Source organism: Variovorax gracilis, from assembly GCF_030317115.1.
In the GTDB taxonomy this organism is placed as follows: Bacteria; Pseudomonadota; Gammaproteobacteria; order Burkholderiales; family Burkholderiaceae_C; genus Variovorax; species Variovorax gracilis.
On the sequence record NZ_JASZYF010000008.1, the window covers coordinates 217,970 to 239,454 of the forward strand.

Consider the following 21,485-nt stretch of genomic DNA (forward strand, 5'->3'; position numbering starts at 1 on the left):
GCCAAACCAAGCCATGCCCAGCCCCACCGCCATCGTCATCGAGGACGAGCCGCAGATCCGCCGCTTCGTGCGTGGCGCGCTGGAGTCAGAAGGCTGGCAGGTGCACGAGGCCGGCACGTTGCGCGACGGCCTCGCGGCGGCCGGCACGCGGCAACCCGATTTGCTGGTGCTCGATCTGGGGCTGCCGGATGGGGACGGCGTTTCGCTGATTCGCGACGTGCGCGGCTGGTCGGCGGTGCCGATCATCGTGCTCTCGGCCCGCACCGACGAGGCCGACAAGATCGCGGCCCTGGATGCCGGCGCGGATGACTACCTCACCAAGCCCTTCGGCACTGGCGAGTTGCTGGCCCGGGTGCGCGCCAACCTGCGCCGTCCGCGCACGGCCGGCGGCGGCGAAGAGCCCGAGCCGGTGTTCCGCTTCGGCGAGGTCGAGGTCGACCGCACGGCACGGCTGGTGCGCCGCGCGGGCGCCGAGGTGCATCTCACGCCGACCGAGTACCGGCTGCTGTCGGTGCTGATCGCCAATGCCGGGCGGGTCATCACGCAGCGCCAGTTGCTGCGCGAGGTGTGGGGCCCTTCGCATGGCGAGCAAAGCCACTACCTACGCATCTACATGGGCCACCTGCGCCAGAAGCTCGAAGCCGATCCCGCGCAGCCCCGGCACCTGCTCACCGAGACGGCGGTGGGGTATCGGCTGGTGCCGTGAGTGTGTCCCGGCGCGACGGCCGTCCGCGCGCGAGCAGCACGACGGCTACCCCGCCGAGCACCGCGACCGATGCAACCACCAACCGCAGGCTGACGGATTCGTCGAGAACCAGCACGCCGCCGAAGGCCGCGATCACCGGCACGCTGAGCTGAACGGTCGCCGCGCTGGTCACCTTCAGTTCGCGCAGCGCGGCGTACCAGATCACGTAGCCGATGCCGGAACTCAGGATGCCCGAAGCCAGTCCGTAGGCGATGCCGGCGAGATCCCATTGCATGGACGGCAGCATGGCCGCGCTGACGGCCAGCGCCAGCGGCGCGGCACGCACGAAGTTGCCGGCCGTGGCGCGGGTGGGGTCGCCGGCGCCCTTGGCGCGCAATGAGTAGACGGCCCACGCCACGCCGGACGCAGCCATCAGCAGGGCGCCGTGCAGTGGCGGCGCCGACAGGCCGGGCAACAGCAGGAAGACCAGTCCGCCGACCGCCAGCGTGAAGCCGGCGACCTGCCAGCGCGACAGCCGTTCGCCCCGGTAGAGGCCCCAGCCGATCATGCTGATCTGCACTGCCGCGAAGAGCAGCAGCGCGCCGGTGCCGGCCGGCAGGCTGATGTAGGCGAAGGAGAAGGTCTCCGCATAGACGAACAAGGCCGCGGCAGAGGGCCAGCCGCCTCCGAGGATCTTGATGCCCTGCCCGCTGCGCTGCACCGCAATGAGCCAGAGCACGAGGGCACCCGAGGCCAGCCGCACGGAAGTGAAGGTCGCCGCATCGATGCCGGTGTGCAGCAGGGCCAGCCGACACAGGAGCGAGTTGCCGGCAAAGGCGAGCATGGCGAGCGCGGTGAGAGCAAGCAGTTTCATGGTGGATGCATGGACGTCGCGGGACGATTGGAACACTGCCGCCTCCGTGAATCGCGGAGAATCGTTCGCCACCCGAACCCGTCTGCGATCCCATGCCCGATACGCCCGCCACCTCCCGTCTCAACAAACGCATGGCCGAACTGGGCCTGTGCTCGCGTCGCGAAGCGGACGACTGGATCGCGCAGGGCTGGGTCAAGGTCAACGGCCAGGTGGCCGAGATGGGTGTGAAGGTGACGCCGGCCGATCGCATCGAGGTCGACAAGAAGGCGCAGAACCAGCAGCAGCAACAGGTGACGATCCTGTTGCACAAGCCGATGGGCTATGTGAGCGGGCAGGCCGAGGACGGGCATGAGCCGGCGGTGGTGCTGATCAATCCGCGCACGCATTGGCGAGAAGACCCGAGCCGCAATCGCTTTTCGCCGCCGCAGCTGCGCGGTCTGGCGCCGGCCGGCCGGCTGGACATCGATTCGGTGGGGCTGCTGGTCTTCACGCAGGATGGGCGGGTTGCGCGCCAGTTGATCGGCGAAGACTCGAACATCGAGAAGGAATACCTGGTGCGCGTGTCGTATGGGCCTGTTGCGCAGAACTCGCAAGCCGCCTTTCCCCGCGAAGAGCTTGCCAAGCTGCGGCACGGGTTGAGCCTGGATGGTCAGGCGCTCAAGCCGGCGCGGGTCGAGTGGCAGAACCCGGAGCAGTTGCGCTTTGTGCTGACCGAGGGCAAGAAGCGGCAGATCCGGCGGATGTGCGAGCTGGTGGGGCTCAAGGTCGTGGGGCTGAAGCGCATTCGGGTCGGGAATGTGGTGTTGGGGAATTTGCCTGTGGGGCAGTGGCGTTATCTGGGGGCGCACGAGCGGTTCTAGTTGGCTTGCGCGGGGCCGGGCGTCGTTGTCGGGCGGTGTGCCCTGTGCCGGCCGACGTCACCGGCCGCTTCGCGGCTGCCCTGCGCTGCTCGCGTAACCCCCCTGAAGCGAGCACCGCAAGGAAGCCCGAAGGGCCGGCGCAGCGGGGTCGGCCGGCCCGCACCGCCTACCGGGCGCCCGCCCCAAGGGAAAAACGCGACCCTCATGCACAACTAAGATTTCCAGCGTAGCCTCCCCCAAACTGTGTGTCACACAAGGAGCCCCCGTGCGCGCATTGCTGGTGGAAGACGACGAGATGATCGGCCGCAGCCTCATGCATGCGCTCGACAACGCAGGCTGGTCGGTCGACTGGGTGCGCGACGGCGCGTTGGCCCATAGCGCCCTTGCTGATGGTGGCTACACCTGCGTCCTGCTTGACCTGGGCCTGCCCAAGGAAGACGGCACCGAGGTTCTGCGACGCGCCCGCAAACGCGGTGACGCCACGCCAGTGCTGGTGCTCACCGCCCGTGACGGACTCGACGACCGAATCCACACCCTGGACCTCGGCGCCGACGACTACCTGCTCAAGCCCTTCGAACTGCGCGAACTGCTGGCGCGCATGCGTGCCGTCGTGCGGCGGCGGGACGGTGCCGCGCACTCCGTCATCGGCACTGCTGCGCTGCAACTGGACCTGACCACTCGCGACGTCATTGTCAACGGCGTCCGCGAAGTGCTCACCGCTCGCGAATTCGCCTTGTTGCATGCACTGCTCGAACGACCCGGTGCCATCCTCTCGCGCGAGCAACTCGAAGACCGAATCTACGGCTGGGGCGAGGAAGTCACCAGCAACGCCATCGACGTGCTGATCCACGGCATGCGGCGCAAGCTCGGCGCCGAGGCCATACGCAACGTGCGTGGGCTCGGGTGGCGGGTCGTGCCGGCGTGACCGTCCCGGGCTTTCGACCCCGGTCGCTGCGCGCGCGCCTGCTCTGGTGGCTGGTCGCGCTGCATCTGGTGGCCATCGCGACCACCGCCTGGCTCTCCTACGTGGCCTATGGCCGGCTGGTCAACAACTTCATGGACGACCAGATGCGGCTGGTGGCCGAGTCGCATGCGACGCACCATCGCTTGCCCACCCTGCAGCCCGCCAGCGACGAGGACGTGTTCCGGCGCGGAACCTTCGTCGTGCAGATCTTCGCCGCCGACGGTCGCACCCTCCTTGCCAGTTCATGGCCCGCGCTCGACATGCCGCTGCAGGCCGAGTCCGGCTTCAGCGACGTTCGCTTGGGCACCCAGGGCCGCGACGCGTGGCGCGTCTACACCGCCGAGGAAAGCCCGGCCGCCGACATGCCAAAGGTGCAAGTGCTGCAGAACGACAGCTTCCGCCGCACCCGCATCGTGCGCCGCGCCTTGCTGGAAAGCCTGCCGATCCTCGTGCTGCTGCCGATCACGCTGCTGATCCTCCTGCTCATCGTGTCGGCCGCATCGCGCTCGCTTCGCGCCGTGGCGCGCGACGTCGCTGCGCAGGAGGAGGGCAATCCGGCCGAGTTGCCCGTGACCAGGGTGCCGGAGGAAATCGCGCCGCTCGTCACGGCCTTCAACAGCCTGCTCGCCCGCCTGCGCAACACCCTGTCGGCCCAGCGCCGCTTCATGCAGGACGCCGCGCACGAGCTGCGCACGCCGATGACCGCGATCGGCCTGCAGATCGAGAACCTGCGCGCCCATGTGCCCCCGGGCGATGCGACCGAACGCTTCGCGCAGCTCGAAGGCGGGGTGAAGCGCGCCCAGCATCTGATCGAGCAATTGCTGCGCCTGTCGCGGCAGGACGCGCCCGCGGCCAGCGCGCGCGGGCCGGTCGACATCGCGGCCCTGCTGCGCGACAGCGTGAGCCAGCTACTGGTGCTCGCCGACCAGCGCCACGTGGACGTCGGCTTCGAGGGCCGCATCACGCCGCTCGTGACCGCGCCCGTCGCCGAGCTGCGCAGCGTGTTCGACAACCTCATCGACAACGCAGTGCGCTACGCGCCGCAAGGCGGAGTGGTCGATGTGCGGCTCCACGAGATCGATGGACATGCAGTGGTCGACGTGACGGACAACGGTCCGGGGATTCCGGCAGAGCACCTCGGGCGCGTGTTCGACCGGTTCTTCCGCGTTGCAGGCGCACCGCCGGGCGGCAGCGGGCTCGGGCTCGCCATTGCGCAGACGGCCGCGCTGCGGCATGGCCTGCGCATCGAGCTGTCCAACCGCAAGGACGGCCCCGGCCTGCTCGCGCGCGTGTTCCTGCCGCGCTCATCCTGAGCTAAGTCTTTGCTCATTCCCGCCTCATTCAGGCCACCTAGAGTCAAGCCAGCCCACTCCAGGAGACCCTGATGCATGCTTCACTCAAAGTCCTCGCCGCCGGAACCTTCGCGACGCTTGCCGCATTCGCTTCGATCACCGCCAGCGCGCAGTCCGACGGGTCGGACTATCGCCCGATGCAGACGAACGGCGCGGTGTCCAGTGACGAAGTGAGCGCAGGCGCCATGGCGGCAGCGCGGCCGACCGGCACCGAATCCATCGGCCAGTCGACGGCCGCACCGATGGTCAGTTCGCAGCTCACCCGCGAAGAGGTGAGGAGGGGCGCCATCGAGGCATCGCACCCCATGAACACCGAGTCCATCGGCCAGTCGACCGGCATGGCCGGCATCACCTCGGGTACGCCGCACTGAACGTTCGCGTCCCCGTTGGCCTGCGCTTTCGCGCGCAGGCAGGCGCTATCCTCGGGTTTTCTTCGTGAGACCCGGGATAGCCCATGCGCCTTGCTGCCTCCAAATCCACTGCCGTCGCCGTTGCGCTGTTCGGCTCCCTCGTGGCAACCAATGCCGCAGCGCAGGGCACCGTCAACGCGCTGTGCAGCACGGATGCGGGATGGTGCGAAGCGGCGGCGGCGGAGTTCACGCGGGCCACCGGCATCCGCGTGCTGCAGGCGCACAAGGGCACCGGCGAGATCGGGGCCCAGTTGCGCGCTGAAGCGGCCAATCCAAAGACCGACATCTGGTGGGGCGGCACCGGCGATCCCTTCCTGCAGGCGGCGGAGCAGGGTTTGCTCGACCCCTACCGGCCGGCCTACATCAACGACTTGTACGACTGGTCCGTGCGGCAGTACGCGATGTCGGGGAACATGGTCGGCGGCTTCTACACGAGCGCCATGGGCTTCGGCTTCAACACCGACGTGCTCAAGAAAAAGAAGCTGCCCGAGCCGCACTGCTGGGCTGACCTGGTCAAGCCCGAATACAAGGGCGAGGTCGAGATGTCACACCCCGGCACGAGCGGCACCGGCTACACCATCGTCGCCGGCCTGGTGCAGTTGATGGGCGAGGAACAGGCTTTCGACTATCTCAGGAAGCTCCACCGCAACACCATCGCCTACACGCGCAGCGGCCAGGCGCAGGCGCCCAATGTGGCGAAGGGCGAAGTCGCGATCGGCGTGAGCTTCATCTTCGGCTTCGACAAGTGGCGCTTCGACAAGTACCCGGTGAAGGCGGTGGCGCCCTGCGAAGGCACGGGCTACGAGATCGGCGGCATCGCGCTAGTGAAGGGCGCTCGCAACAAGGCCAATGCCATCCGCTACTACGACTGGTTGATGAGCCCGGCGGGGCAGGCGATCGGCGCCAAGGCAGGCAGCCTGCAGTCGCCGGCCAACAAGACCTTCAAGCCTGACCCGCGCATTCCCTCGATGGCGGATGTCCGGCTTATCAAGTACGACTTCGAGAAGTACGGCAAGGCGGCCGAGCGCAAGCGCCTGATCGATCGCTGGACCCGCGAGATCGAGTCAGAACCTAGATAGCTCCGGGTACTTTCAGCCAAATAATTACGCGTAAGACTTTGCAACCGTCTTCTCCCGGCGACGGGCGCACTGCCTTGGCGAGAATTCGTCACGATGGCCTCGCCGGTGCGTGTCTTGTAAAGTTCTTCGTTTGCCGAAAGCGGCGTTTTCTCTTCGATTTGCTCTCCGTGCCATGACTATTCCCAAGACCAAACTCCCCTTCCAGGCCGAAGTCGCGCAACTGCTCTACCTCGTCACGCACTCGCTCTACTCCAACAAGGAAATCTTCCTGAGAGAGTTGATCTCGAATGCGTCGGATGCCTGCGACAAGCTGCGCTTCGAGGCCATCGACCAGCCCGCGCTGTACGAAGACCAGCCCAACCTGGACGTGCGCGTGTCCTTCGACAAGGACGCGAAGACCCTCACCATCACCGACAGCGGCATCGGCCTGAGCCAGCAGGAAGCCATCGACAACCTCGGCACCATCGCCAAGAGCGGCACCAAGGAGTTCATGAGCAAGCTCTCGGGCGACCAGAAGGCCGACGCGCAGCTCATCGGGCAGTTCGGCGTGGGCTTCTACTCGGGCTTCATCGTGGCCGACAAGATCACGGTCGAGTCGCGTCGCGCGGGCGTGCCGGCCGAAGAAGGCGTGCGCTGGACCAGCAGCGGCGCCGGCGATTTCGAGGTCGACACCATCACGCGTCCGCAGCGCGGCACCAGCGTCATCCTGCACCTGCGTGACGATGCCGACGAATACCTCAACGCCTGGAAGCTCAAGTCCATCATCGGCAAGTACTCCGACCACATCTCCCTGCCCATCCTCATGGACAAGGAAGAGTGGAAGGAAGGCGAGGACAACAAGGGCGGCGCGATGGTCAAGACCGGCGAGTGGGAGCCGGTCAACCAGGCCAACGCACTCTGGAGCCGCGCCAAGAAGGACATCACCGAAGAGCAGTACGTCGACTTCTACAAGAACATCAGCCACGACTACGAGGCGCCGCTCGCCTGGAGCCACAACCGCGTCGAAGGCAACACCGAGTACACGCAGCTTCTCTACATTCCGGCCAAGGCGCCGATGGACCTGTGGAACCGCGACAAGAGCGCGGGCGTGAAGCTCTACGTCAAGCGCGTCTTCATCATGGACGACGCCGAGGCGCTGCTGCCGAGCTACCTGCGCTTCGTGAAGGGCGTGATCGACTCCGCGGACCTGCCGCTCAACGTGAGCCGCGAGTTGCTGCAGGAGAGCCGCGACGTGAAGGCCATCCGCGAAGGCAGCACCAAGCGCGTGCTGGGCATGCTGGAAGACCTCGCGAAGAAGCAGAAGACCGGCAGCGAAAGCAGCGAGGGAAAGATCGACGTCGGTTCCGGCGAATCCGTGCCCACGCCCGAGCCGACCGAAGGCGTGACGGACGTCGTCGACAAGAAGGCCGCCGACAGCACGCCTGCCGCCGAAGCGGCTGCCGGCTACACCGACGAATCCGGCAAGTACGCCAAGTTCTACGCCGAGTTCGGCGCCGTGCTCAAGGAAGGCCTGGGCGAGGACTTCGGCAACCGCGAGCGCATCGCTAAGCTGCTGCGCTTCGCGTCGAGCACGACCGACACGGTGAGCGTGAGCTTCGCCGACTACAAGTCGCGCATGAAGGAAGGCCAGGACGCGATCTACTACATCACGGCCGATACGCTGGCCGCGGCCAAGAACAGCCCGCAGCTCGAGATCTTCAAGAAGAAGGGTATCGAGGTCCTGCTGATGACCGACCGCGTCGACGAATGGGCGCTCAACTACCTGACCGAGTTCGACGGCACGTCTCTGCAGAGCGTGGCCAAGGGCGCGGTCGATCTCGGCAAGCTGCAGGACGAGGCCGAGAAGAAGGCGGCTGAAGAGGCTGCGGAGTCGTTCAAGCCGCTGCTGGAGCGGCTCAAGGAAGTCCTCAAGGACAAGGCCGAGGACGTGCGCGTCACCACGCGCCTCGTGGATTCACCGGCCTGCCTCGTGGTGCAGGACGGCGGCATGAGCACGCAGCTCGCGCGCATGCTCAAGCAGGCCGGGCAGCCGGCACCGGAAGTGAAGCCCGTGCTGGAGGTGAATGCCGAGCATCCGCTGGTGAAGAAGCTGGAAGGCTCGGCGCACTTCGAGGATCTGGCGAACATCCTGTTTGATCAGGCTTTGCTGGCCGAGGGCGGGCTCCCTTCGGATCCGGCTGCGTACGTGCGGCGCGTGAACGCCTTGCTGGTCTGAGCACACCCCCGGCTGCCCCCTTCGTGCGGCCGCCCCCCCCTCCCAGGGGGCGCGCCGCTGACGGCCCGGCTTGGCCGGTTCCGCGGCGGGTCGAGATCAGGCGGCGGCGTCCGACTCGATGAAGCTCTCACCCGTCGTCAATGGCGCATGCCGGTACGTTGCCGGCGTACGGCTCAGCTTGATGGGTGACGCAACGCCGCGGTAGCCGCCTTCCAGTTCCACCACCATGCCACGATGGGCCGTGTGCGGGTGTTCCAGCGCGGCGTCCACCGACAGCACCGGCGCCGCAGGCACGCCGGCGGCCATCAAGGTCTCGACCATCGCGCGCCCATCGAAGTCCGCCAGCGCGGCTTCGAGCCGCTGCTTGAGGCCCTCGCGGTGAATCGAGCGCGCGCCCGCGGTGCGGTAGAGCGGATCGTCCGCGAGCGCGGGTTGTCCTATGCAGGCGCAGAAGCTTGCGAACTGCCGGTCGTTGCCGACCGCGACGAAGATCGGGTCCGTGCGGGTCGCGAGTGCGTCGTACGGGTAGATGTTGGGATGCGCATTGCCGGTGCGCCGGGGCACCGCGCCATCCATGAACCAGTTCGCGGCATGCGGATGCAGCAGCGAGAGGCCGCTGTCGTACAGCGCCGCCTCGATGAACTGGCCCCGGCCGCTGCGCGTGCGTTCCTGCAGTGCAAGCAGCACGCCGATCGTCGCGTTGAGGCCGGTGACCATGTCGACCACCGGCAGCCCGACGCGCAGCGGGCCGCCGTCGGCCTCGCCGTTGATGCTCATGATGCCGGTCATCGCCTGCACCGCGGCGTCGTAGCCCGGCAGCGCGCCGAGCGGGCCGTCGGCGCCGAAGCCCGACACGCGGCACCAGATCAGCCGGGGAAAACGCTTCGACAGCTCGTCGTAGCCGATGCCCCAGCGTTCCATGGTGCCGGTCTTGAAGTTCTCGACCAGCACGTCGGCCTCGGCCACCAGCGCCAGCAGCGCGTCGCGCCCCTCGGCGCTGCCGAGGTCGAGCGCCATGGTGCGCTTGTTGCGATTGAGCCCGTGGTAGTACGACGCCACGCCTTCCTTGAAGGGCGGCCCCCAGGTGCGCGTGTCGTCGCCTTGGGGCGGCTCGACCTTGAGCACGTCGGCGCCGTGGTCGCCGAGGATCTGGCCGCAGTACGGGCCGCCGAGGATGCGCGAGATGTCGAGGACGCGGATGCCGGCGAGTGCGCCGGTCTTGGCAGTCGGGGTCATGATGATCTTTCTACGAGCTTGAAGGTGCCGGTGGCGAGCGCCAACAGATCGCCTTGCGCATTGCGCGCCTCGCCGCGCGCGAAGCACAGAGAGCGGCCACGTCGTTCGCAGGTGGCCGTGGCGATGACGTCGCTGGCGCAGGGCGCGACGAAATGAAGCGACAGGTCGATCGTCACGACACCGTAGCGCGTCGGCGCATGCGCGCGGGTGGCGCTTGCCAGCGTGCAATCCATCAGCACGGCGAGGGCGCCGCCGTGCACGTCGCCGCGGCTGTTGGTGTGTGCCGGGTCGGGCGGCATGCGCACGCGCGCCCGGTCATCGCCGATCTCCTCGCCGCGCAGTCCGAAAGCTTTCGCCATCGGCATGGGCAGGCCGAAAAGCATGCCGGGGGCTTCGTTGTCGAAGGTCACGGCCATCAGTCCAGCAGCCCGGCCTTGCGCAGGCGGTCGACACGGTCCTTCTCGCGGGCCAGGCTCGCCAGCGCGTACTTGCGGTAGTCGTCGGAGCCCATGTAGTTCATCGGCTGGTTCAGCTGGTCCATCACACGCTGGCTTGCCGGGGATTCCAGCGCCTTCCTGAAGGCGTCGTGCACGACCTTCACGCGTGCCGGGTCCATGCCTGCCGGTCCGGCGATGCCGTAGGGCGAATCGATGAACGCGTCGATGCCCTGTTCCTTGAGCGTCGGCAGGTCGGGGTAGCGCTTCACGCGCTTCGGCGTGAGCATCGCGAGGTAGCGCATCTTGCCCGCCTCGATGTGCGGCACGGCCACGCCCGAGAGCGGGGCCGCATCGATGTGGCCGCCGAGGATGGCATTGGCCACGTCGGCGTCGCCCTTGTACGGGACCATGTTGAATTGCAGGTTGGCCATGGCGCCGACCTCGTCCATCACGATGCGCGGGGTGCCGACGGCGCCGGTCGCGCCGATGTTGATCCGGCCCGGACGCTTCGCGGCATCGGCGGCGAAGTCCTTCCAGGTCTTCCAGGGCGCATCGGCCTTCACGGTCAGGCCGAAGGTGTAGTCGGACAGCATCACGATGTACGAGAAGCTGGTGGCCGGGTCGAAGGCCACCTTGTTGACGTAGGGCTCGCGGTACACCGATGCGGGCAGCACGGCCAGCGTGTACCCGTCGGCCGTGGCGCGCGGCATCGCTGCAGCGCCGTTGATGCCGTTGGCGCCGGGGCGGTTGTCGAGCACGATGGCCTGGCCGAGCACCTTGCCGGCTTCGTCGGCGAGCGTGCGCAGGTGCTGGTCGGTCGGGCCTCCGGCCGCATAGGGAACGATGAGCGTGATCGGGCGTTCGGGGAAGGGCGCGGCCATCGCTGCGCCGGCCCCCAGGGCCAGGGTGGCGGTGGCTGCGGACAGAAGCCTTCTTCGGGTGAGCGGGAACTTCATGACGTATCTCCTTGATGTCGTTGTGCGTTCAGTCCAGTTGCGCGCCTGACTGCTTGACGACGGAGGACCACTTCGTCACCTGCGCCCCGATGTACTTGCCCAGTTGCTCCGGCGTGTTCGAAGGCGCCGGCTCCAGCCCCTGTGAGGCGAACAACTGCTTGACCTTCGGCGTGGCGAGCGCGTCCGCGAAGGCCTTGTTGAGCTTCGCGATCGTGGCCGGCGGCGTACCAGCCGGCGCCACGATGCCGAAGAACACGCTGACGTCATAGCCCGTGACGCCTTGCTCGGCGAGCGTCGGCAGGTCGGGCAGGGCCTGCGAGCGCTGCGCAGTGGCGATGCCGAGTGCGCGCAGCTTCCCGGCCTTGACGTAGGGCAGCGCGGTCAGCACGTCGGTGAAGCTCATCGACACCTGGCCGCCCAGCAGGTCGTTGAGCGCCGGGCCGGTGCCCTTGTACGGAATGTGCTGCAGATCGGTGCCGGCGATGCCGTTGAAGAGCACGCCCGCCAGGTGCGATGAGGCACCGTTGCCCGACGACGCGTAGCTCAGCTTGCCCGGATGGGCCTTGGCATAGGCGATGAGCTCGCGCACATCCTTGGCAGGCACGGAGGGATTCACGACCAGGATGTTGGGCAGGTGGCCGACCTGGATCACCGGCGCGAAGCTCTTCACCGGGTCGTAGTTGATCTTGCGATAGAGACTGGAGTTGATCGCCAGCGGGCCGGAGGTGCCGAACAGCAGGGTGTGGCCGTCGGCCTCGGCACGTGCCACGTAGTCGGCGCCGATGTTGCCGCCCGCGCCGGCGCGGTTCTCCACGATCACGGGCTGGCCCAGGTGGTCCTTGATCTCGGCCGCGAGCGTGCGCGCCATGGCGTCGGTAGGGCCACCCGGCGGGAACGGGATGACCAGCGTCACCGGTTTGGTCGGAAAGGTCTGCGCCTGGGACGTCGACACGACAGGCAGTGCGGCGATGCAGGCGGCGAGAACGAAGGTCTTGAGCAGTTTCATGTTTGTCTCCTTGAAGTGTTTCTTGTGATGAATACGTGGGGTCTCAGGCCATTGCGGCTACCTTGGCGCGCAACGCGGTGGTGTCGGTGCTCCATGACTCGGGAACGCCACCTGCGTCGAGCGGATCGCGCGGCAGGACGCGATGCAGCAGCACCAGTTGTGCCCACTGGATGCGCTGCGCCGAGCCGGTGCGCGAGCCTTCCCAGGCCATCGCGATCGCGCTGCAGGTGTGATAAAGCGCCGAAGCGGCCTGGCGCGCCAGCAATTCGCCGCCCTCTTGCGAAGCGTGTTCGGCCAGCGCGGCGGCGCGCAACAGCGCATCGCGCAGGGCGGCGGCGAATGCAGGCGCCACCACGGCCTGATCCAGCAGCATCGAGAAATGGTCCTGCAGCGCGGGCAGCGAGTTCTCCCGCTTGACGGCGCGCAGCACGTCCAGCGCGACGATGTTGCTGGTGCCTTCCCATATCGAGCCGAGGTGCGCATCGCGAACCAGGCGCGGATCGGCCCATTCCTCGATGTAGCCGCAGCCGCCGCGCACTTCCATGGCGTCGCCGGTCACCTTGCGGGCATCGCGGCAGGCGCGGAACTTGATGAGCGGCGTGAGGATGCGCAACAGGGGGTAGGCGGTCTTGTCGCCGCTGTCCGAGCGGGCGAGTGCCAGCGCGGTCTGGAACACCATCGTGCGGGCCTGCTCTGCCGGCAGGCGCAGCTTCTGCAACTGGCGCTGCATCAGCGGCATGTCGGCCAGGCGCTTGCCGAAGGCGCGGCGTTCGCTCGCGATGTACTCGGCCTCCGCCACCGCACGGCGCATCAGGCCGGCGGCGCGCACGCCGTTCGACAGGCGCGAGTTGTTGACCATGTCGGCCATCTGCTGGAACCCACGGCCCGCCTCGCCGACCAGGTAGGCCACCGCGCCTTCGAGGCGGATCTCGCCGCTGGCCATCGAGCGCGTGCCCATCTTGTCCTTGAGACGCAAGATCCGGTAGTGGTTGGCGCTGCCATCGTCGAGCTGCTTCGGCAGCAGGAACAGCGACACGCCCTTCATGCCGGCCGGCGCATCGTCGGCGCGCGCGAGCACCATCGCGAAGTCGGCGTCGGGGTTGGAGCAGAACCACTTGTCGCCGCTCAGGCGCCATTGGCCGGCGTCGTCCAGCCAGGCGCGCGTGACGGTCGCGGCAATGTCGGAGCCGGCGGCCTGCTCGGTCATGAACATCGCGCCCTGCGCGAGCGTGTCGAAGTCCAGCGACTGGAAGCGCGGCAGAAAGCGCTCGACCAGTTCGGGGCTGCCGAACTTCTTGAGCGTGCGCGCCAGCGAATCGGTCATCGAGACCGGGCAGCACAGGCCGAACTCGGCCTGCACGAAGAGATAGGTCAGCACGTACTTGACCAGCGGCGGCATCTTGCCCTTCCAGCCCAGCGTCTCTTCGCGGTGCGACATCGCGGCCAGGCCGAACTCGCTGAGCGCGAGGCGCTCCATCTCGACGTAGGCCGGATGCTTGATGACCTTCTGGTCGTCGATGCCGGTGCGCGTGCGCAGTTGCAGGGTGGGCGGGTTGTGGTCCGCCACTTGCGCCAGCTCGTCGAGCCGGCCACCTGCCAGCGCGCCGAGGCGCTCGAAGTGGTGCTGCATGTGCTTCAACAGCTCGGGCGGCAGGTACAGCGCGAGCAGCGTGTGCAGTTCGGTGTCGGTCGTGAAGAGGTTCTGCCCATGGCGGTCGGGCACGGGATGGGCGGTGGTGTTTCCGGTCGATGCGGCGGTGCGGGTGGTCATGGCCTGTCTCCTTGGGCCGCCATCTTTGAGTCTCCAACGATTTCTGTCCAATATCAGATATGTCTTGATTGATCTGATTTGCCTATTGTGAAAAACTGCGTCGGATGGAACGCATGGAACTGCGACACCTGCGCTACTTCGTCGTGCTGGCGAAGGAACTGCACTTCGGCCGCGCCGCGCGGCGGCTGGCGATTTCACAGCCGCCGCTGAGCGTCGCCATACGGCAGTTGGAAGACGCCGTCGGCGCGCGCCTCTTCGATCGCAACAGCAAGGAGGTGCGCCTCACCCCGGCCGGCGAGGCGCTGCAGACATCCGCGACCCTGCTGCTGCGCCAGGCCGAGGAAGCGGCGCTGCAGGCACGCGACGTGTCCCTGGGCTCGGCCGGGCGGCTGCGCATCGGCTTCGTCGGCGCGATGCTCTATCGAGGACTGCCGCCTGCGCTACGCAAGTTCCAGGCGAAGCACCCTGCGGTGCGGGTCACGATGGTCGAACTGAACTCGGGCGAGCAGATCGTCGAACTGCTGCATGACCGGCTGGACCTCGGCTTCGTGCACACCAGCCGCATGCCGGCGGAACTGCGGCACGTTCTGCTGGTGTCGGAGCCTTTCGTGGCCTGTCTGCCGGTCGATCACCGGCTGGCGCGACGGCGCACCGTATCCACCGCCAGCTTGCGCGACGAACCCTTCGTGCTGTTCTCGCGCAGCGTGTCGCCCGACTATCACGAGCGGATCCTGTCCATCTGCGCGCAGGCCGGCTTCCGGCCCGAAGTCCGCCATGAGGTGCGGCACTGGCTGTCCGTGGTGTCGCTGGTCTCGCAGGGCATGGGCGTGGCGCTGGTGCCGAGCGCCATGCGCCACACGGCGCTGCGGGGTGCGGTGTTCCGGCCGCTGGAGGAAGAGGTCGCGCGGTCCGAAGCGTTCTGCGTGTGGCGCGACGGGCCGGAGAATGCCGTGGTGCAGGGCTTCCTGCGGGCGATGCAGGTTGACCCGTCGTCGGCCGCCTAGGCGTAGAGAGGCTCTTCTTCCATCGCCTCACACTGGTCCTGCAGCATCTGTATCTGCCCTTTCCAGTAGTCGCTCGACCCGAACCATGGGAAGTTGATCGGAAAGATCGGGTCTTCCCAGCGTCGCGCCAGCCATGCGCTGTAGTGGATGAGGCGCAAGGTTCGCAAGGGCTCGATCAGCGCGAGTTCGCGCCGGTCGAAGTCGCGGAACTGTTCGTAGCCGTCGAGCAGGCCGCTCAGTTGGCCCGTGCGCTGCGCGCGATCGCCTGACAACAGCATCCAGAGGTCCTGCACGGCGAACCCGGTACGTGCGTCGTCGAGGTCGACGAAATGCGGGCCGCCGTCGGGGCGGTCGGTCGGCGTCCACAGGATGTTGCCGGGGTGCACGTCGCCGTGCAGCCGCAGCTTCTTCATGGCCTGCTCGGCAGACTGCGCGTCGGTGCCGAGCGCCGTGGCCGAGATCATTTCGAAGGCCGTGTTGCAGGCTGTTTCCCACTCGCGCTGCACGTCCAGCGGCACCATCTCGTGGCCCAGCAGCCAGTCGCGCGATGCGATGCCGAAGGTCTGCAGGTCCAGTGCCGGACGCGCTGCGAAGGGCGTTCGCGCGCCGACCCCGTGGATGCGCGCGAGAAAGCGGCCGACCCATTCGAGCACCTCGAAATCGTCCAGCTCCGGTGCGCGTCCGCCGCGGTAGGGGCTCACGCTGAATGCAAAGCCGCCGTGCCGATGGAGCGTCGCGCCATCGATGGCGATCGGCGGCACCGCCGGCACTTCGGCAGCAGCGAGTTCGAGCGAGAAGCCGTGCTCTTCGAGGATCGCGGCATCGGACCAACGCCCGGGGCGATAGAACTTGACGACCACGGCGCTGCGGTCTTCCAGGTAGACCTGGTAGACGCGGTTCTCGTAGGAGTTCAGCGCGGTGAGCCGGCCGTCGCCGTGCAGCCCGAGCGTTGCGAGCGCATCGAGCACGACGTCGGGCGTGAGGGTTTCGTAGGGATGGCCGGCCGAAGCCGCATCGGGAGAAGGGGTAGTTGAAGGCGCCACGGCGACATTGTCCGCCCTGGCTGTTGCACCTTTGGGCAAATTGACACTGCCAGCCCTTCGGAGAAGAATGAATTCGACTTTCTCGGTTCTCGCCCCGGCATTCTTGCGGTAGTCCGCCATGTAGGAGACCTGTGGAACAACCGAATGGACCTTTCACGAAGGCACAGGAACTGCGCAGCTTCCTGTTCCTTTCCGTGGTCATGGCGCCGGTGCTCGCGGGCATCATCGTCGCGGGCTACGGCTTTCTGGTCTGGATGTATCAACTTCTTCTTGCGGGACCGCCCGGCAGTCGAGGTTGACGCTTTCCGCGCAGCGCAACAGCCACCTTTCGAGAAAGGAAGCCAAAGTGCCCGAGGAAGTGCATATCAGCAGCCTGGTCGTGCATGCCACCCCGAAGCGTCTTCAGCGTGTCGAGGACGCCATTGCGCTGATGCCCGGCGCACGGATATTCGGCAGTTCGCCCAATGGCAAGCTGGTTGTCACGCTCGACGCCGACAGTGCCGACGAGATGCTCTCCAAAGTGAATGCGATCCAGCGAACCGATGGCGTTCTGTCTGCCGCGCTGGTGTACCAGTACGCCGATTCCGTGGAAGCGATGAACGAGGAGATCCCCGATGCCCATTGACAGGAGGGACTTCATTCGCCAAACAGCGGCGGCGACCGCGGGCGCAGTGGCGGGCATTCCCCTGACGGGTATCGCGCAGGCGGTCGCTCCAGATGCTGCCGGGCTCAAGTGGTCCAAGGCGCCATGCCGCTTCTGCGGCACCGGCTGCGGCGTGACGGTGGCGGTCAAGGACAACCGCGTGGTGGCGACGCACGGCGACCCCGAGGCGGAAGTCAATCGCGGCCTCAACTGCGTCAAGGGCTACTTCCTGTCGAAGATCATGTATGCCGACGATCGCCTGCTGACGCCGTTGCTGCGCATGAAGAACGGCCAGTACGCGAAGGACGGTGAGTTCACCCGCGTCTCGTGGGACCAGGCCTTCGACGTGATGGCCGCGCAGTTCAAGCGCGTGCTCAAGGACAAGGGCCCGACGGCTGTGGGCATGTTCGGCTCCGGCCAATGGACCATCTGGGAAGGCTACGCCGGCCTCAAGCTCATGAAGGCCGGCTTTCGTTCGAACAACCTCGACCCCAACGCGCGGCACTGCATGGCCTCGGCAGCGGTGGGCTTCATGCGGACCTTCGGCGCCGACGAACCCATGGGCGTCTACGACGACATCGAGGCGGCCGATGCGTTCGTGCTGTGGGGTTCGAACATGGCCGAGATGCATCCCATCCTCTGGACCCGCGTGACCGACCGGCGGTTGAGCGGGCGCAACGTCAGGGTGGCGGTGCTGTCGACCTTCGAGCACCGCTCCTACGAGCTGGCGGACATCGAGCTCACCTTCACGCCGCAGACCGACCTGGCGATCCTCAACTACATCGCCAACCACATCATCACGACGAACCGCGTGAACCGGGACTTCGTCGACAAGCACACCTCGTTCCGGCTGGGCAATGCCGACATCGGCTATGGGCTGCGGCCGGAGCACCCGCTGCAGAAGGCAGCGAAGAATGCCGGCGACGCGGGCGGCTCCAAGCCCATGACCTTCGACGAGTTCGCGAAGTTCGTCTCCACCTACGACCTCGACTACACCGCCAAACTCAGCGGCGTGCCGCGCAACCGCCTGCAGGCGCTGGCCGAGATGTACGCCGACCCGAAGGTCAAGGTGATGTCCTTCTGGACCATGGGCTTCAACCAGCACACGCGCGGTGTGTGGTGCAACAACATGGTCTACAACATCCACTTGCTCACCGGCAAGATCGCGACGCCCGGCAACAGCCCCTTCTCGCTGACGGGCCAGCCTTCGGCCTGCGGCACGGCGCGCGAGGTCGGCACCTTCTCCCATCGGCTGCCCGCGGACATGGTGGTCACCAATCCCAAGCACCGGGCCGAGGCGGAACACATCTGGAAGCTGCCCGAGGGCACCATCCCCGACATCCCCGGCTTTCATGCGGTGCTGCAGAACCGCATGCTCAAGGACGGCAAGCTCAACGCCTACTGGGTGATGGTCAACAACAACATGCAGGCCGCCGCCAACCTGAAGGAGGAAGGCTATCCCGGCTACCGGAACCCCGACAACTTCATCGTCGTGTCGGATGTCTACCCGACCGTCACCGCACTCAGCGCCGACCTGATACTGCCGGCGGCGATGTGGGTCGAGAAGGAAGGTGCCTACGGCAATGCCGAACGCCGCACGCAGTTTTGGCACCAGTTGGTCAGCGGGCCCGGCGAGGCACGCTCGGACCTCTGGCAACTGATGGAGTTCTCGAAGCGCTTCACGGTCGAGGAAGTGTGGCCCGAGGAGCTGATCGCCAAGAAGCCCGAGCTCCGGGGCAAGACCTTGTTCGAGGTGCTGTTCCGCAATGGACAGGTCGACAAGTTCCCGACCTCGCAGATCGAGGCCGGCTACGACAACGACGAGGCGAAGGCCTTCGGCTTCTACGTGCAGAAGGGCCTTTTCGAGGAGTACGCGAGCTTCGGCCGCGGCCACGGCCACGACCTGGCGCCCTTCGAGACCTATCACCAGGTCCGCGGACTGCGCTGGCCCGTGGTGAACGGCAAGGAAACCCTGTGGCGCTACCGCGAAGGCTCGGACCCGTACGTCAAGGCCGGTACCGGATTCCAGTTCTACGGCTTCCCGGACGGCAAGGCGCTGATCTTCGCGCTGCCCTACGAGCCGCCGCCGGAGTCGCCCGACAAGGAGTACCCCTTCTGGCTGTCGACCGGCCGCGTGCTGGAGCACTGGCACTCGGGTTCCATGACGCGCCGCGTGCCCGAGCTGCACAAGGCAGTCCCCAACGCCGTGTGCTACATGCATCCCGAAGACGCGCGGGCCCTGGGCGTGCGGCGCGGCATCGAGGTGGAGATCAGCTCACGGCGCGGCAGCATGCGCACTCGAGTGGAAACACGGGGCCGCAACAAGCCGCCGCGCGGACTGGTGTTCGTGCCGTGGTTCGACGCCAGCCAGTTGATCAACAAGGTCACGCTCGATGCGACCGATCCGATCTCCTACCAGACGGACTTCAAGAAGTGCGCGGTGAAGATCGTCAGGGTCTGAGCCGTCCAGGGACACCGGCATGACCCCACGCAAGCTCCTCCCGCTGCTCGGCCTGCTGGCCGGTTTCGCGTGGGCCCAGTCGGGCGGGCTGGTGGACCCGGCGCGCGGCCCGGTGCCGATCCCCGACCCGACGGAGCCGCCGCGTCTGGGCAACGCGGTGAACGACGACGTGCGGCGCCCGCGCAACTACGACATGCAGCCGCCCACCATCCCGCACCGCGTGGACGGCTACCAGATCGACAAGAACTTCAACAAGTGCCTCGATTGCCATGCGCGCACCCGCACGGATTTCTCGCAGGCGATCCCCGTGAGCCCGACGCACTACATCGACCGCAGCGGGAAGGTGCTGCCGCAGATCTCGACGCGGCGCTATTTCTGCATGCAATGCCATGTGGCGCAGGACCCGGTGCAGCCGCTGGTGGGCAACGGCTTCGAGAATGCCGACACGATCGCGAAGCGGGCTGCAGAGGCCGCCCAGCCCAACAAGAAGTAGCAGCGGGGACGCCACACCATGATGAACCTCCTGAAGCGCTACTGGGCCATCATCCGCCGGCCGAGCGTGCATTTCAGCCTGGGTTTCCTGACGCTGGGCGGCTTCATCGGCGGCATCATTTTCTGGGGTGCCTTCAACACGGCGATGGAATTCACGAACACCGAGAAATTCTGCACCGGCTGCCATGAGATGCGCGACAACGTGTTCGCCGAGCTCAAGCCCACCATCCACTACACCAATCGATCAGGGGTGCGCGCGATCTGTTCCGACTGCCACGTGCCGCACAACTGGACCGACAAGATGGCGCGCAAGATGCAGGCCTCCAAGGAGGTGTGGGGCAAGATATTCGGCAGCATCTCGACGCAGGAGAAGTTCCGGGAGGAACGTCTTCGGCTCGCCCAGAACGAATGGGCGCGCTTCAAGGCCAACGACTCGCTGGAGTGTCGCAATTGCCACAACTACGAGTACATGGATTTCACGCGCCAGAGCGTGCGCGCGCAGAACATGCACATGACCTTCCTGGCGAACAGGGAGAAGACCTGCATCGACTGCCACAAGGGCATCGCCCACAGGCTGCCCCACATCCCGCCCGGACAGGCGCCGACCGACACCCCGGGCCAGGTCGTTCCCAAGGAAGGCGAGGAGGCACTGGCGCCCGCCGGCGGGGCGCCGGGCGGTGCCAAAGCGGGTGGCTGAGGTCTTGCACGACGGTCTTTGCGTTCGCGAGCTGGCATGCGCGCGCGGAGGGCGGCGCGTGTTCGCCGGCGTCACATTCGATGCCGCGCCCGGCGACGTGGTGCAGGTGCGCGGGTCGAACGGCAGCGGCAAGAGCAGCCTGTTGCGCTTGCTGTGCGGTCTTCTGCAACCGACCGGGGGCGACGTGCATTGGCGCGGCCGGCACGTCGGCGCGCATGAAGCCGACTTCGCCAGGGAGGTGGCCTACATGGGGCACGCAGGCGGCATGAGCGGCGAGCTCACGGTGCGCGAGAACCTGCGCTTCTCGCTGCACGTCGCGGGCAGCGCGAGCGGGGATGCAGCTTGCCGCGACGTGCTGCAAAGGTTGCAGCTCGCGGACCGCGAGCACGAGCGCCTGCGCCATCTCTCCCAGGGTCAGCAGCGTCGCCTGAGCCTCGCGCGCGTGCTCCTGAGCCAGCGGCCGCTGTGGCTGCTCGACGAACCCTGTGCCGGCCTGGACGCCGAAGGCGAACGGAGCTTCGACGCCTTCCTGGCCGAACACGTCCGCCGCGGGGGCATGGCCGTGGTGACGACCCATCGCGACATCGGCCACGATGGCCCTTGCGCGCAAACGCTGGACATGAACAGGCTGAGCGATGGCTTTCGCCCTACCGATCATCGGCCGTGAGGTCCGCACGGCCTCGCGCCGGCCGATGGACGCGCTCAGCGCGCTGCTGTTCTTCATCGTGGTCGGCAGCGTGTTCCCCCTGGCCGTCGGGCCGGACGCTGCGCTGCTGACCGCCATCGGTCCTGGCGTGGTGTGGGTCGCTGCCCTGCTCGCGGTGATGATCTCGCTGCATCGGCTTTTCCTGCCCGACCTGGAGGACGGCGCGCTCGAACAGTTGCTGCTGTCGCCGCGCTCGCTGACGGGCATTGTCTACGCCAAGATCGCTGCGCATTGGCTCATCACCTGCCTGCCGCTGGTGGCTGTCGCGCCCCTGATGGGATTGCAGTTCGGGCTGCCCGCCCAGGCGATCGGCGTGCTGCTGGTGTCGCTGCTGCTGGGCACGCCGACGCTGGTGCTGCTCGGCGCGCTCGGTGCCGCGCTCACGCTCGGGCTGCGCGGCAATGTGCTGCTGGCGCTGATCGTGCTGCCGCTGTGCGTGCCGGTACTGATCTTCGGCAGCGGCGCAGTCGCGGCGAGCCACCAGGGGCTGCCGGTGAACCCGCACCTGTCGCTGCTCGGCGCCTGCCTGCTGGTGGCGGCGTGCCTGTGTCCCTGGGCGGTGGGCGCAGCCCTCCGCCTGGCGGTCGAATGAGA

Annotated in this window: 22 protein-coding genes; 15 read left to right on the top strand and 7 right to left on the bottom strand. The window is 67.1% G+C overall.

The genetic code is table 11. The features are described 5' to 3' along the window. Positions 1 to 13: 13 nt before the first annotated feature. On the top strand, positions 14 to 706 hold the full coding sequence (kdpE, locus tag QTH97_RS17970) for a two-component system response regulator KdpE (protein WP_286569737.1): 693 nt from the start codon (positions 14 to 16) through the stop codon (positions 704 to 706). On the opposite strand, the gene QTH97_RS17975 is transcribed toward kdpE, so the two are convergent. Then, positions 669 to 1,559 carry a DMT family transporter gene (locus tag QTH97_RS17975; RefSeq protein WP_286569739.1) on the bottom strand — a complete coding sequence of 297 codons (891 nt, stop codon included), beginning with the start codon at positions 1,557 to 1,559 and terminating at the stop codon, positions 669 to 671. The two genes, kdpE and QTH97_RS17975, sit on opposite strands and share 38 nt — an antisense overlap. Before the next feature lie 92 nt (positions 1,560 to 1,651). Between QTH97_RS17975 and QTH97_RS17980 the strand changes: the two genes are divergently transcribed. The 6 genes from QTH97_RS17980 to htpG all read left to right on the top strand — a co-directional run bounded on the left by QTH97_RS17980 (position 1,652) and on the right by htpG (position 8,439). Further along, positions 1,652 to 2,419, top strand: a complete 768-nt coding sequence (locus tag QTH97_RS17980) for a pseudouridine synthase (RefSeq protein ID WP_286569741.1) — start codon at positions 1,652 to 1,654, stop codon at positions 2,417 to 2,419. 265 nt (positions 2,420 to 2,684) lie between these two features. Further along, on the top strand, positions 2,685 to 3,344 hold the full coding sequence (locus QTH97_RS17985; protein WP_286569743.1) for a response regulator: 660 nt from the start codon (positions 2,685 to 2,687) through the stop codon (positions 3,342 to 3,344). Continuing rightward, complete coding sequence (locus QTH97_RS17990) at positions 3,341 to 4,696, top strand: sensor histidine kinase (RefSeq protein ID WP_286569744.1); 1,356 nt, start codon at positions 3,341 to 3,343, stop codon at positions 4,694 to 4,696. The genes QTH97_RS17985 and QTH97_RS17990 overlap by 4 nt, the downstream gene beginning before the upstream one ends. Positions 4,697 to 4,767: 71 nt before the next feature. Further along, positions 4,768 to 5,106 (top strand): hypothetical protein, encoded by a 339-nt coding sequence (locus tag QTH97_RS17995; RefSeq protein ID WP_286569745.1) that lies wholly within the window; start codon positions 4,768 to 4,770, stop codon positions 5,104 to 5,106. An 83-nt stretch (positions 5,107 to 5,189) separates the two neighbouring features. Next, positions 5,190 to 6,224 (top strand): ABC transporter substrate-binding protein, encoded by a 1,035-nt coding sequence (locus tag QTH97_RS18000; protein ID WP_286569746.1) that lies wholly within the window; start codon positions 5,190 to 5,192, stop codon positions 6,222 to 6,224. Positions 6,225 to 6,396: 172 nt separating this feature from the next. Then, positions 6,397 to 8,439 (top strand): molecular chaperone HtpG, encoded by a 2,043-nt coding sequence (gene htpG, locus QTH97_RS18005; protein ID WP_286569747.1) that lies wholly within the window; start codon positions 6,397 to 6,399, stop codon positions 8,437 to 8,439. 96 nt (positions 8,440 to 8,535) lie between these two features. Here htpG and QTH97_RS18010 read toward each other — a convergent pair whose 3' ends face one another. Genes QTH97_RS18010 through QTH97_RS18030 form a run of 5 tightly spaced genes read right to left on the bottom strand, consistent with a single transcriptional unit; the run spans position 8,536 to position 13,845 of the window. After that, positions 8,536 to 9,675 (bottom strand): CaiB/BaiF CoA transferase family protein, encoded by a 1,140-nt coding sequence (locus tag QTH97_RS18010; protein ID WP_286569748.1) that lies wholly within the window; start codon positions 9,673 to 9,675, stop codon positions 8,536 to 8,538. Continuing rightward, a complete protein-coding gene (locus tag QTH97_RS18015) occupies positions 9,672 to 10,091 on the bottom strand; it encodes a PaaI family thioesterase (RefSeq protein WP_286569749.1) in 420 nt (139 codons plus the stop codon). Before QTH97_RS18015 ends, QTH97_RS18010 begins: the two co-directional genes overlap by 4 nt. After that, positions 10,091 to 11,068: a tripartite tricarboxylate transporter substrate binding protein gene (locus QTH97_RS18020; protein WP_286569751.1), complete on the bottom strand. Its 978-nt coding sequence runs from the start codon at positions 11,066 to 11,068 to the stop codon at positions 10,091 to 10,093. The genes QTH97_RS18015 and QTH97_RS18020 overlap by 1 nt, the downstream gene beginning before the upstream one ends. A 28-nt stretch (positions 11,069 to 11,096) precedes the next feature. Then, positions 11,097 to 12,074: a Bug family tripartite tricarboxylate transporter substrate binding protein gene (locus QTH97_RS18025; protein WP_286569752.1), complete on the bottom strand. Its 978-nt coding sequence runs from the start codon at positions 12,072 to 12,074 to the stop codon at positions 11,097 to 11,099. A 43-nt stretch (positions 12,075 to 12,117) separates the two neighbouring features. Beyond that, a complete protein-coding gene (locus QTH97_RS18030; protein ID WP_286569753.1) occupies positions 12,118 to 13,845 on the bottom strand; it encodes an acyl-CoA dehydrogenase family protein in 1,728 nt (575 codons plus the stop codon). Positions 13,846 to 13,958: 113 nt separating this feature from the next. Here QTH97_RS18030 and QTH97_RS18035 point away from each other — a divergent pair, with 113 nt between their 5' ends. Further along, on the top strand, positions 13,959 to 14,849 hold the full coding sequence (locus QTH97_RS18035; protein WP_286569754.1) for a LysR family transcriptional regulator: 891 nt from the start codon (positions 13,959 to 13,961) through the stop codon (positions 14,847 to 14,849). Here the strand turns inward: QTH97_RS18035 and QTH97_RS18040 are convergent. Continuing rightward, entirely contained in the window at positions 14,846 to 15,892 is a 1,047-nt protein-coding gene (locus QTH97_RS18040) for a serine/threonine protein kinase (RefSeq protein ID WP_286569756.1), read from the bottom strand. The genes QTH97_RS18035 and QTH97_RS18040 overlap by 4 nt on opposite strands. 131 nt (positions 15,893 to 16,023) lie before the next feature. Here QTH97_RS18040 and napE point away from each other — a divergent pair, with 131 nt between their 5' ends. The 7 genes from napE to ccmB are packed head-to-tail and all read left to right on the top strand — an operon-like array spanning position 16,024 to position 21,483. Further along, positions 16,024 to 16,191, top strand: coding sequence for a periplasmic nitrate reductase, NapE protein (gene napE, locus QTH97_RS18045; RefSeq protein WP_286569757.1), 168 nt, complete (start codon positions 16,024 to 16,026; stop codon positions 16,189 to 16,191). Positions 16,192 to 16,238: 47 nt separating this feature from the next. Continuing rightward, entirely contained in the window at positions 16,239 to 16,517 is a 279-nt protein-coding gene (locus tag QTH97_RS18050) for a chaperone NapD (protein WP_286569758.1), read from the top strand. Beyond that, positions 16,507 to 18,996, top strand: a complete 2,490-nt coding sequence (gene napA, locus QTH97_RS18055; protein WP_286569760.1) for a periplasmic nitrate reductase subunit alpha — start codon at positions 16,507 to 16,509, stop codon at positions 18,994 to 18,996. The genes QTH97_RS18050 and napA overlap by 11 nt, the downstream gene beginning before the upstream one ends. A gap of 19 nt (positions 18,997 to 19,015) precedes the next feature. Continuing rightward, positions 19,016 to 19,489 carry a nitrate reductase cytochrome c-type subunit gene (locus tag QTH97_RS18060; RefSeq protein WP_286569761.1) on the top strand — a complete coding sequence of 158 codons (474 nt, stop codon included), beginning with the start codon at positions 19,016 to 19,018 and terminating at the stop codon, positions 19,487 to 19,489. An 18-nt stretch (positions 19,490 to 19,507) separates the two neighbouring features. Further along, positions 19,508 to 20,185 carry a cytochrome c3 family protein gene (locus tag QTH97_RS18065; protein WP_286569762.1) on the top strand — a complete coding sequence of 226 codons (678 nt, stop codon included), beginning with the start codon at positions 19,508 to 19,510 and terminating at the stop codon, positions 20,183 to 20,185. Continuing rightward, complete coding sequence (gene ccmA / locus QTH97_RS18070) at positions 20,178 to 20,852, top strand: cytochrome c biogenesis heme-transporting ATPase CcmA (RefSeq protein WP_286569763.1); 675 nt, start codon at positions 20,178 to 20,180, stop codon at positions 20,850 to 20,852. Before QTH97_RS18065 ends, ccmA begins: the two co-directional genes overlap by 8 nt. 25 nt (positions 20,853 to 20,877) lie before the next feature. Then, a complete protein-coding gene (gene ccmB, locus QTH97_RS18075) occupies positions 20,878 to 21,483 on the top strand; it encodes a heme exporter protein CcmB (RefSeq protein WP_286569833.1) in 606 nt (201 codons plus the stop codon). Positions 21,484 to 21,485: the final 2 nt, after the last annotated feature.

Coding starts and splice junctions, on each gene's coding strand:
- kdpE (WP_286569737.1), top strand. CDS start 14: ATGCCCAGCCCCACCGCCATCGTCATCGAGGACGAGCCGCAGATCCGC.
- QTH97_RS17975 (WP_286569739.1), bottom strand. CDS start 1,559: ATGAAACTGCTTGCTCTCACCGCGCTCGCCATGCTCGCCTTTGCCGGC.
- QTH97_RS17980 (WP_286569741.1), top strand. CDS start 1,652: ATGCCCGATACGCCCGCCACCTCCCGTCTCAACAAACGCATGGCCGAA.
- QTH97_RS17995 (WP_286569745.1), top strand. CDS start 4,768: ATGCATGCTTCACTCAAAGTCCTCGCCGCCGGAACCTTCGCGACGCTT.
- QTH97_RS18000 (WP_286569746.1), top strand. CDS start 5,190: ATGCGCCTTGCTGCCTCCAAATCCACTGCCGTCGCCGTTGCGCTGTTC.
- htpG (WP_286569747.1), top strand. CDS start 6,397: ATGACTATTCCCAAGACCAAACTCCCCTTCCAGGCCGAAGTCGCGCAA.
- QTH97_RS18010 (WP_286569748.1), bottom strand. CDS start 9,675: ATGACCCCGACTGCCAAGACCGGCGCACTCGCCGGCATCCGCGTCCTC.
- QTH97_RS18015 (WP_286569749.1), bottom strand. CDS start 10,091: ATGGCCGTGACCTTCGACAACGAAGCCCCCGGCATGCTTTTCGGCCTG.
- QTH97_RS18020 (WP_286569751.1), bottom strand. CDS start 11,068: ATGAAGTTCCCGCTCACCCGAAGAAGGCTTCTGTCCGCAGCCACCGCC.
- QTH97_RS18025 (WP_286569752.1), bottom strand. CDS start 12,074: ATGAAACTGCTCAAGACCTTCGTTCTCGCCGCCTGCATCGCCGCACTG.
- QTH97_RS18030 (WP_286569753.1), bottom strand. CDS start 13,845: ATGACCACCCGCACCGCCGCATCGACCGGAAACACCACCGCCCATCCC.
- QTH97_RS18035 (WP_286569754.1), top strand. CDS start 13,959: ATGGAACTGCGACACCTGCGCTACTTCGTCGTGCTGGCGAAGGAACTG.
- napA (WP_286569760.1), top strand. CDS start 16,507: ATGCCCATTGACAGGAGGGACTTCATTCGCCAAACAGCGGCGGCGACC.
- QTH97_RS18060 (WP_286569761.1), top strand. CDS start 19,016: ATGACCCCACGCAAGCTCCTCCCGCTGCTCGGCCTGCTGGCCGGTTTC.
- QTH97_RS18065 (WP_286569762.1), top strand. CDS start 19,508: ATGATGAACCTCCTGAAGCGCTACTGGGCCATCATCCGCCGGCCGAGC.
- ccmB (WP_286569833.1), top strand. CDS start 20,878: ATGGACGCGCTCAGCGCGCTGCTGTTCTTCATCGTGGTCGGCAGCGTG.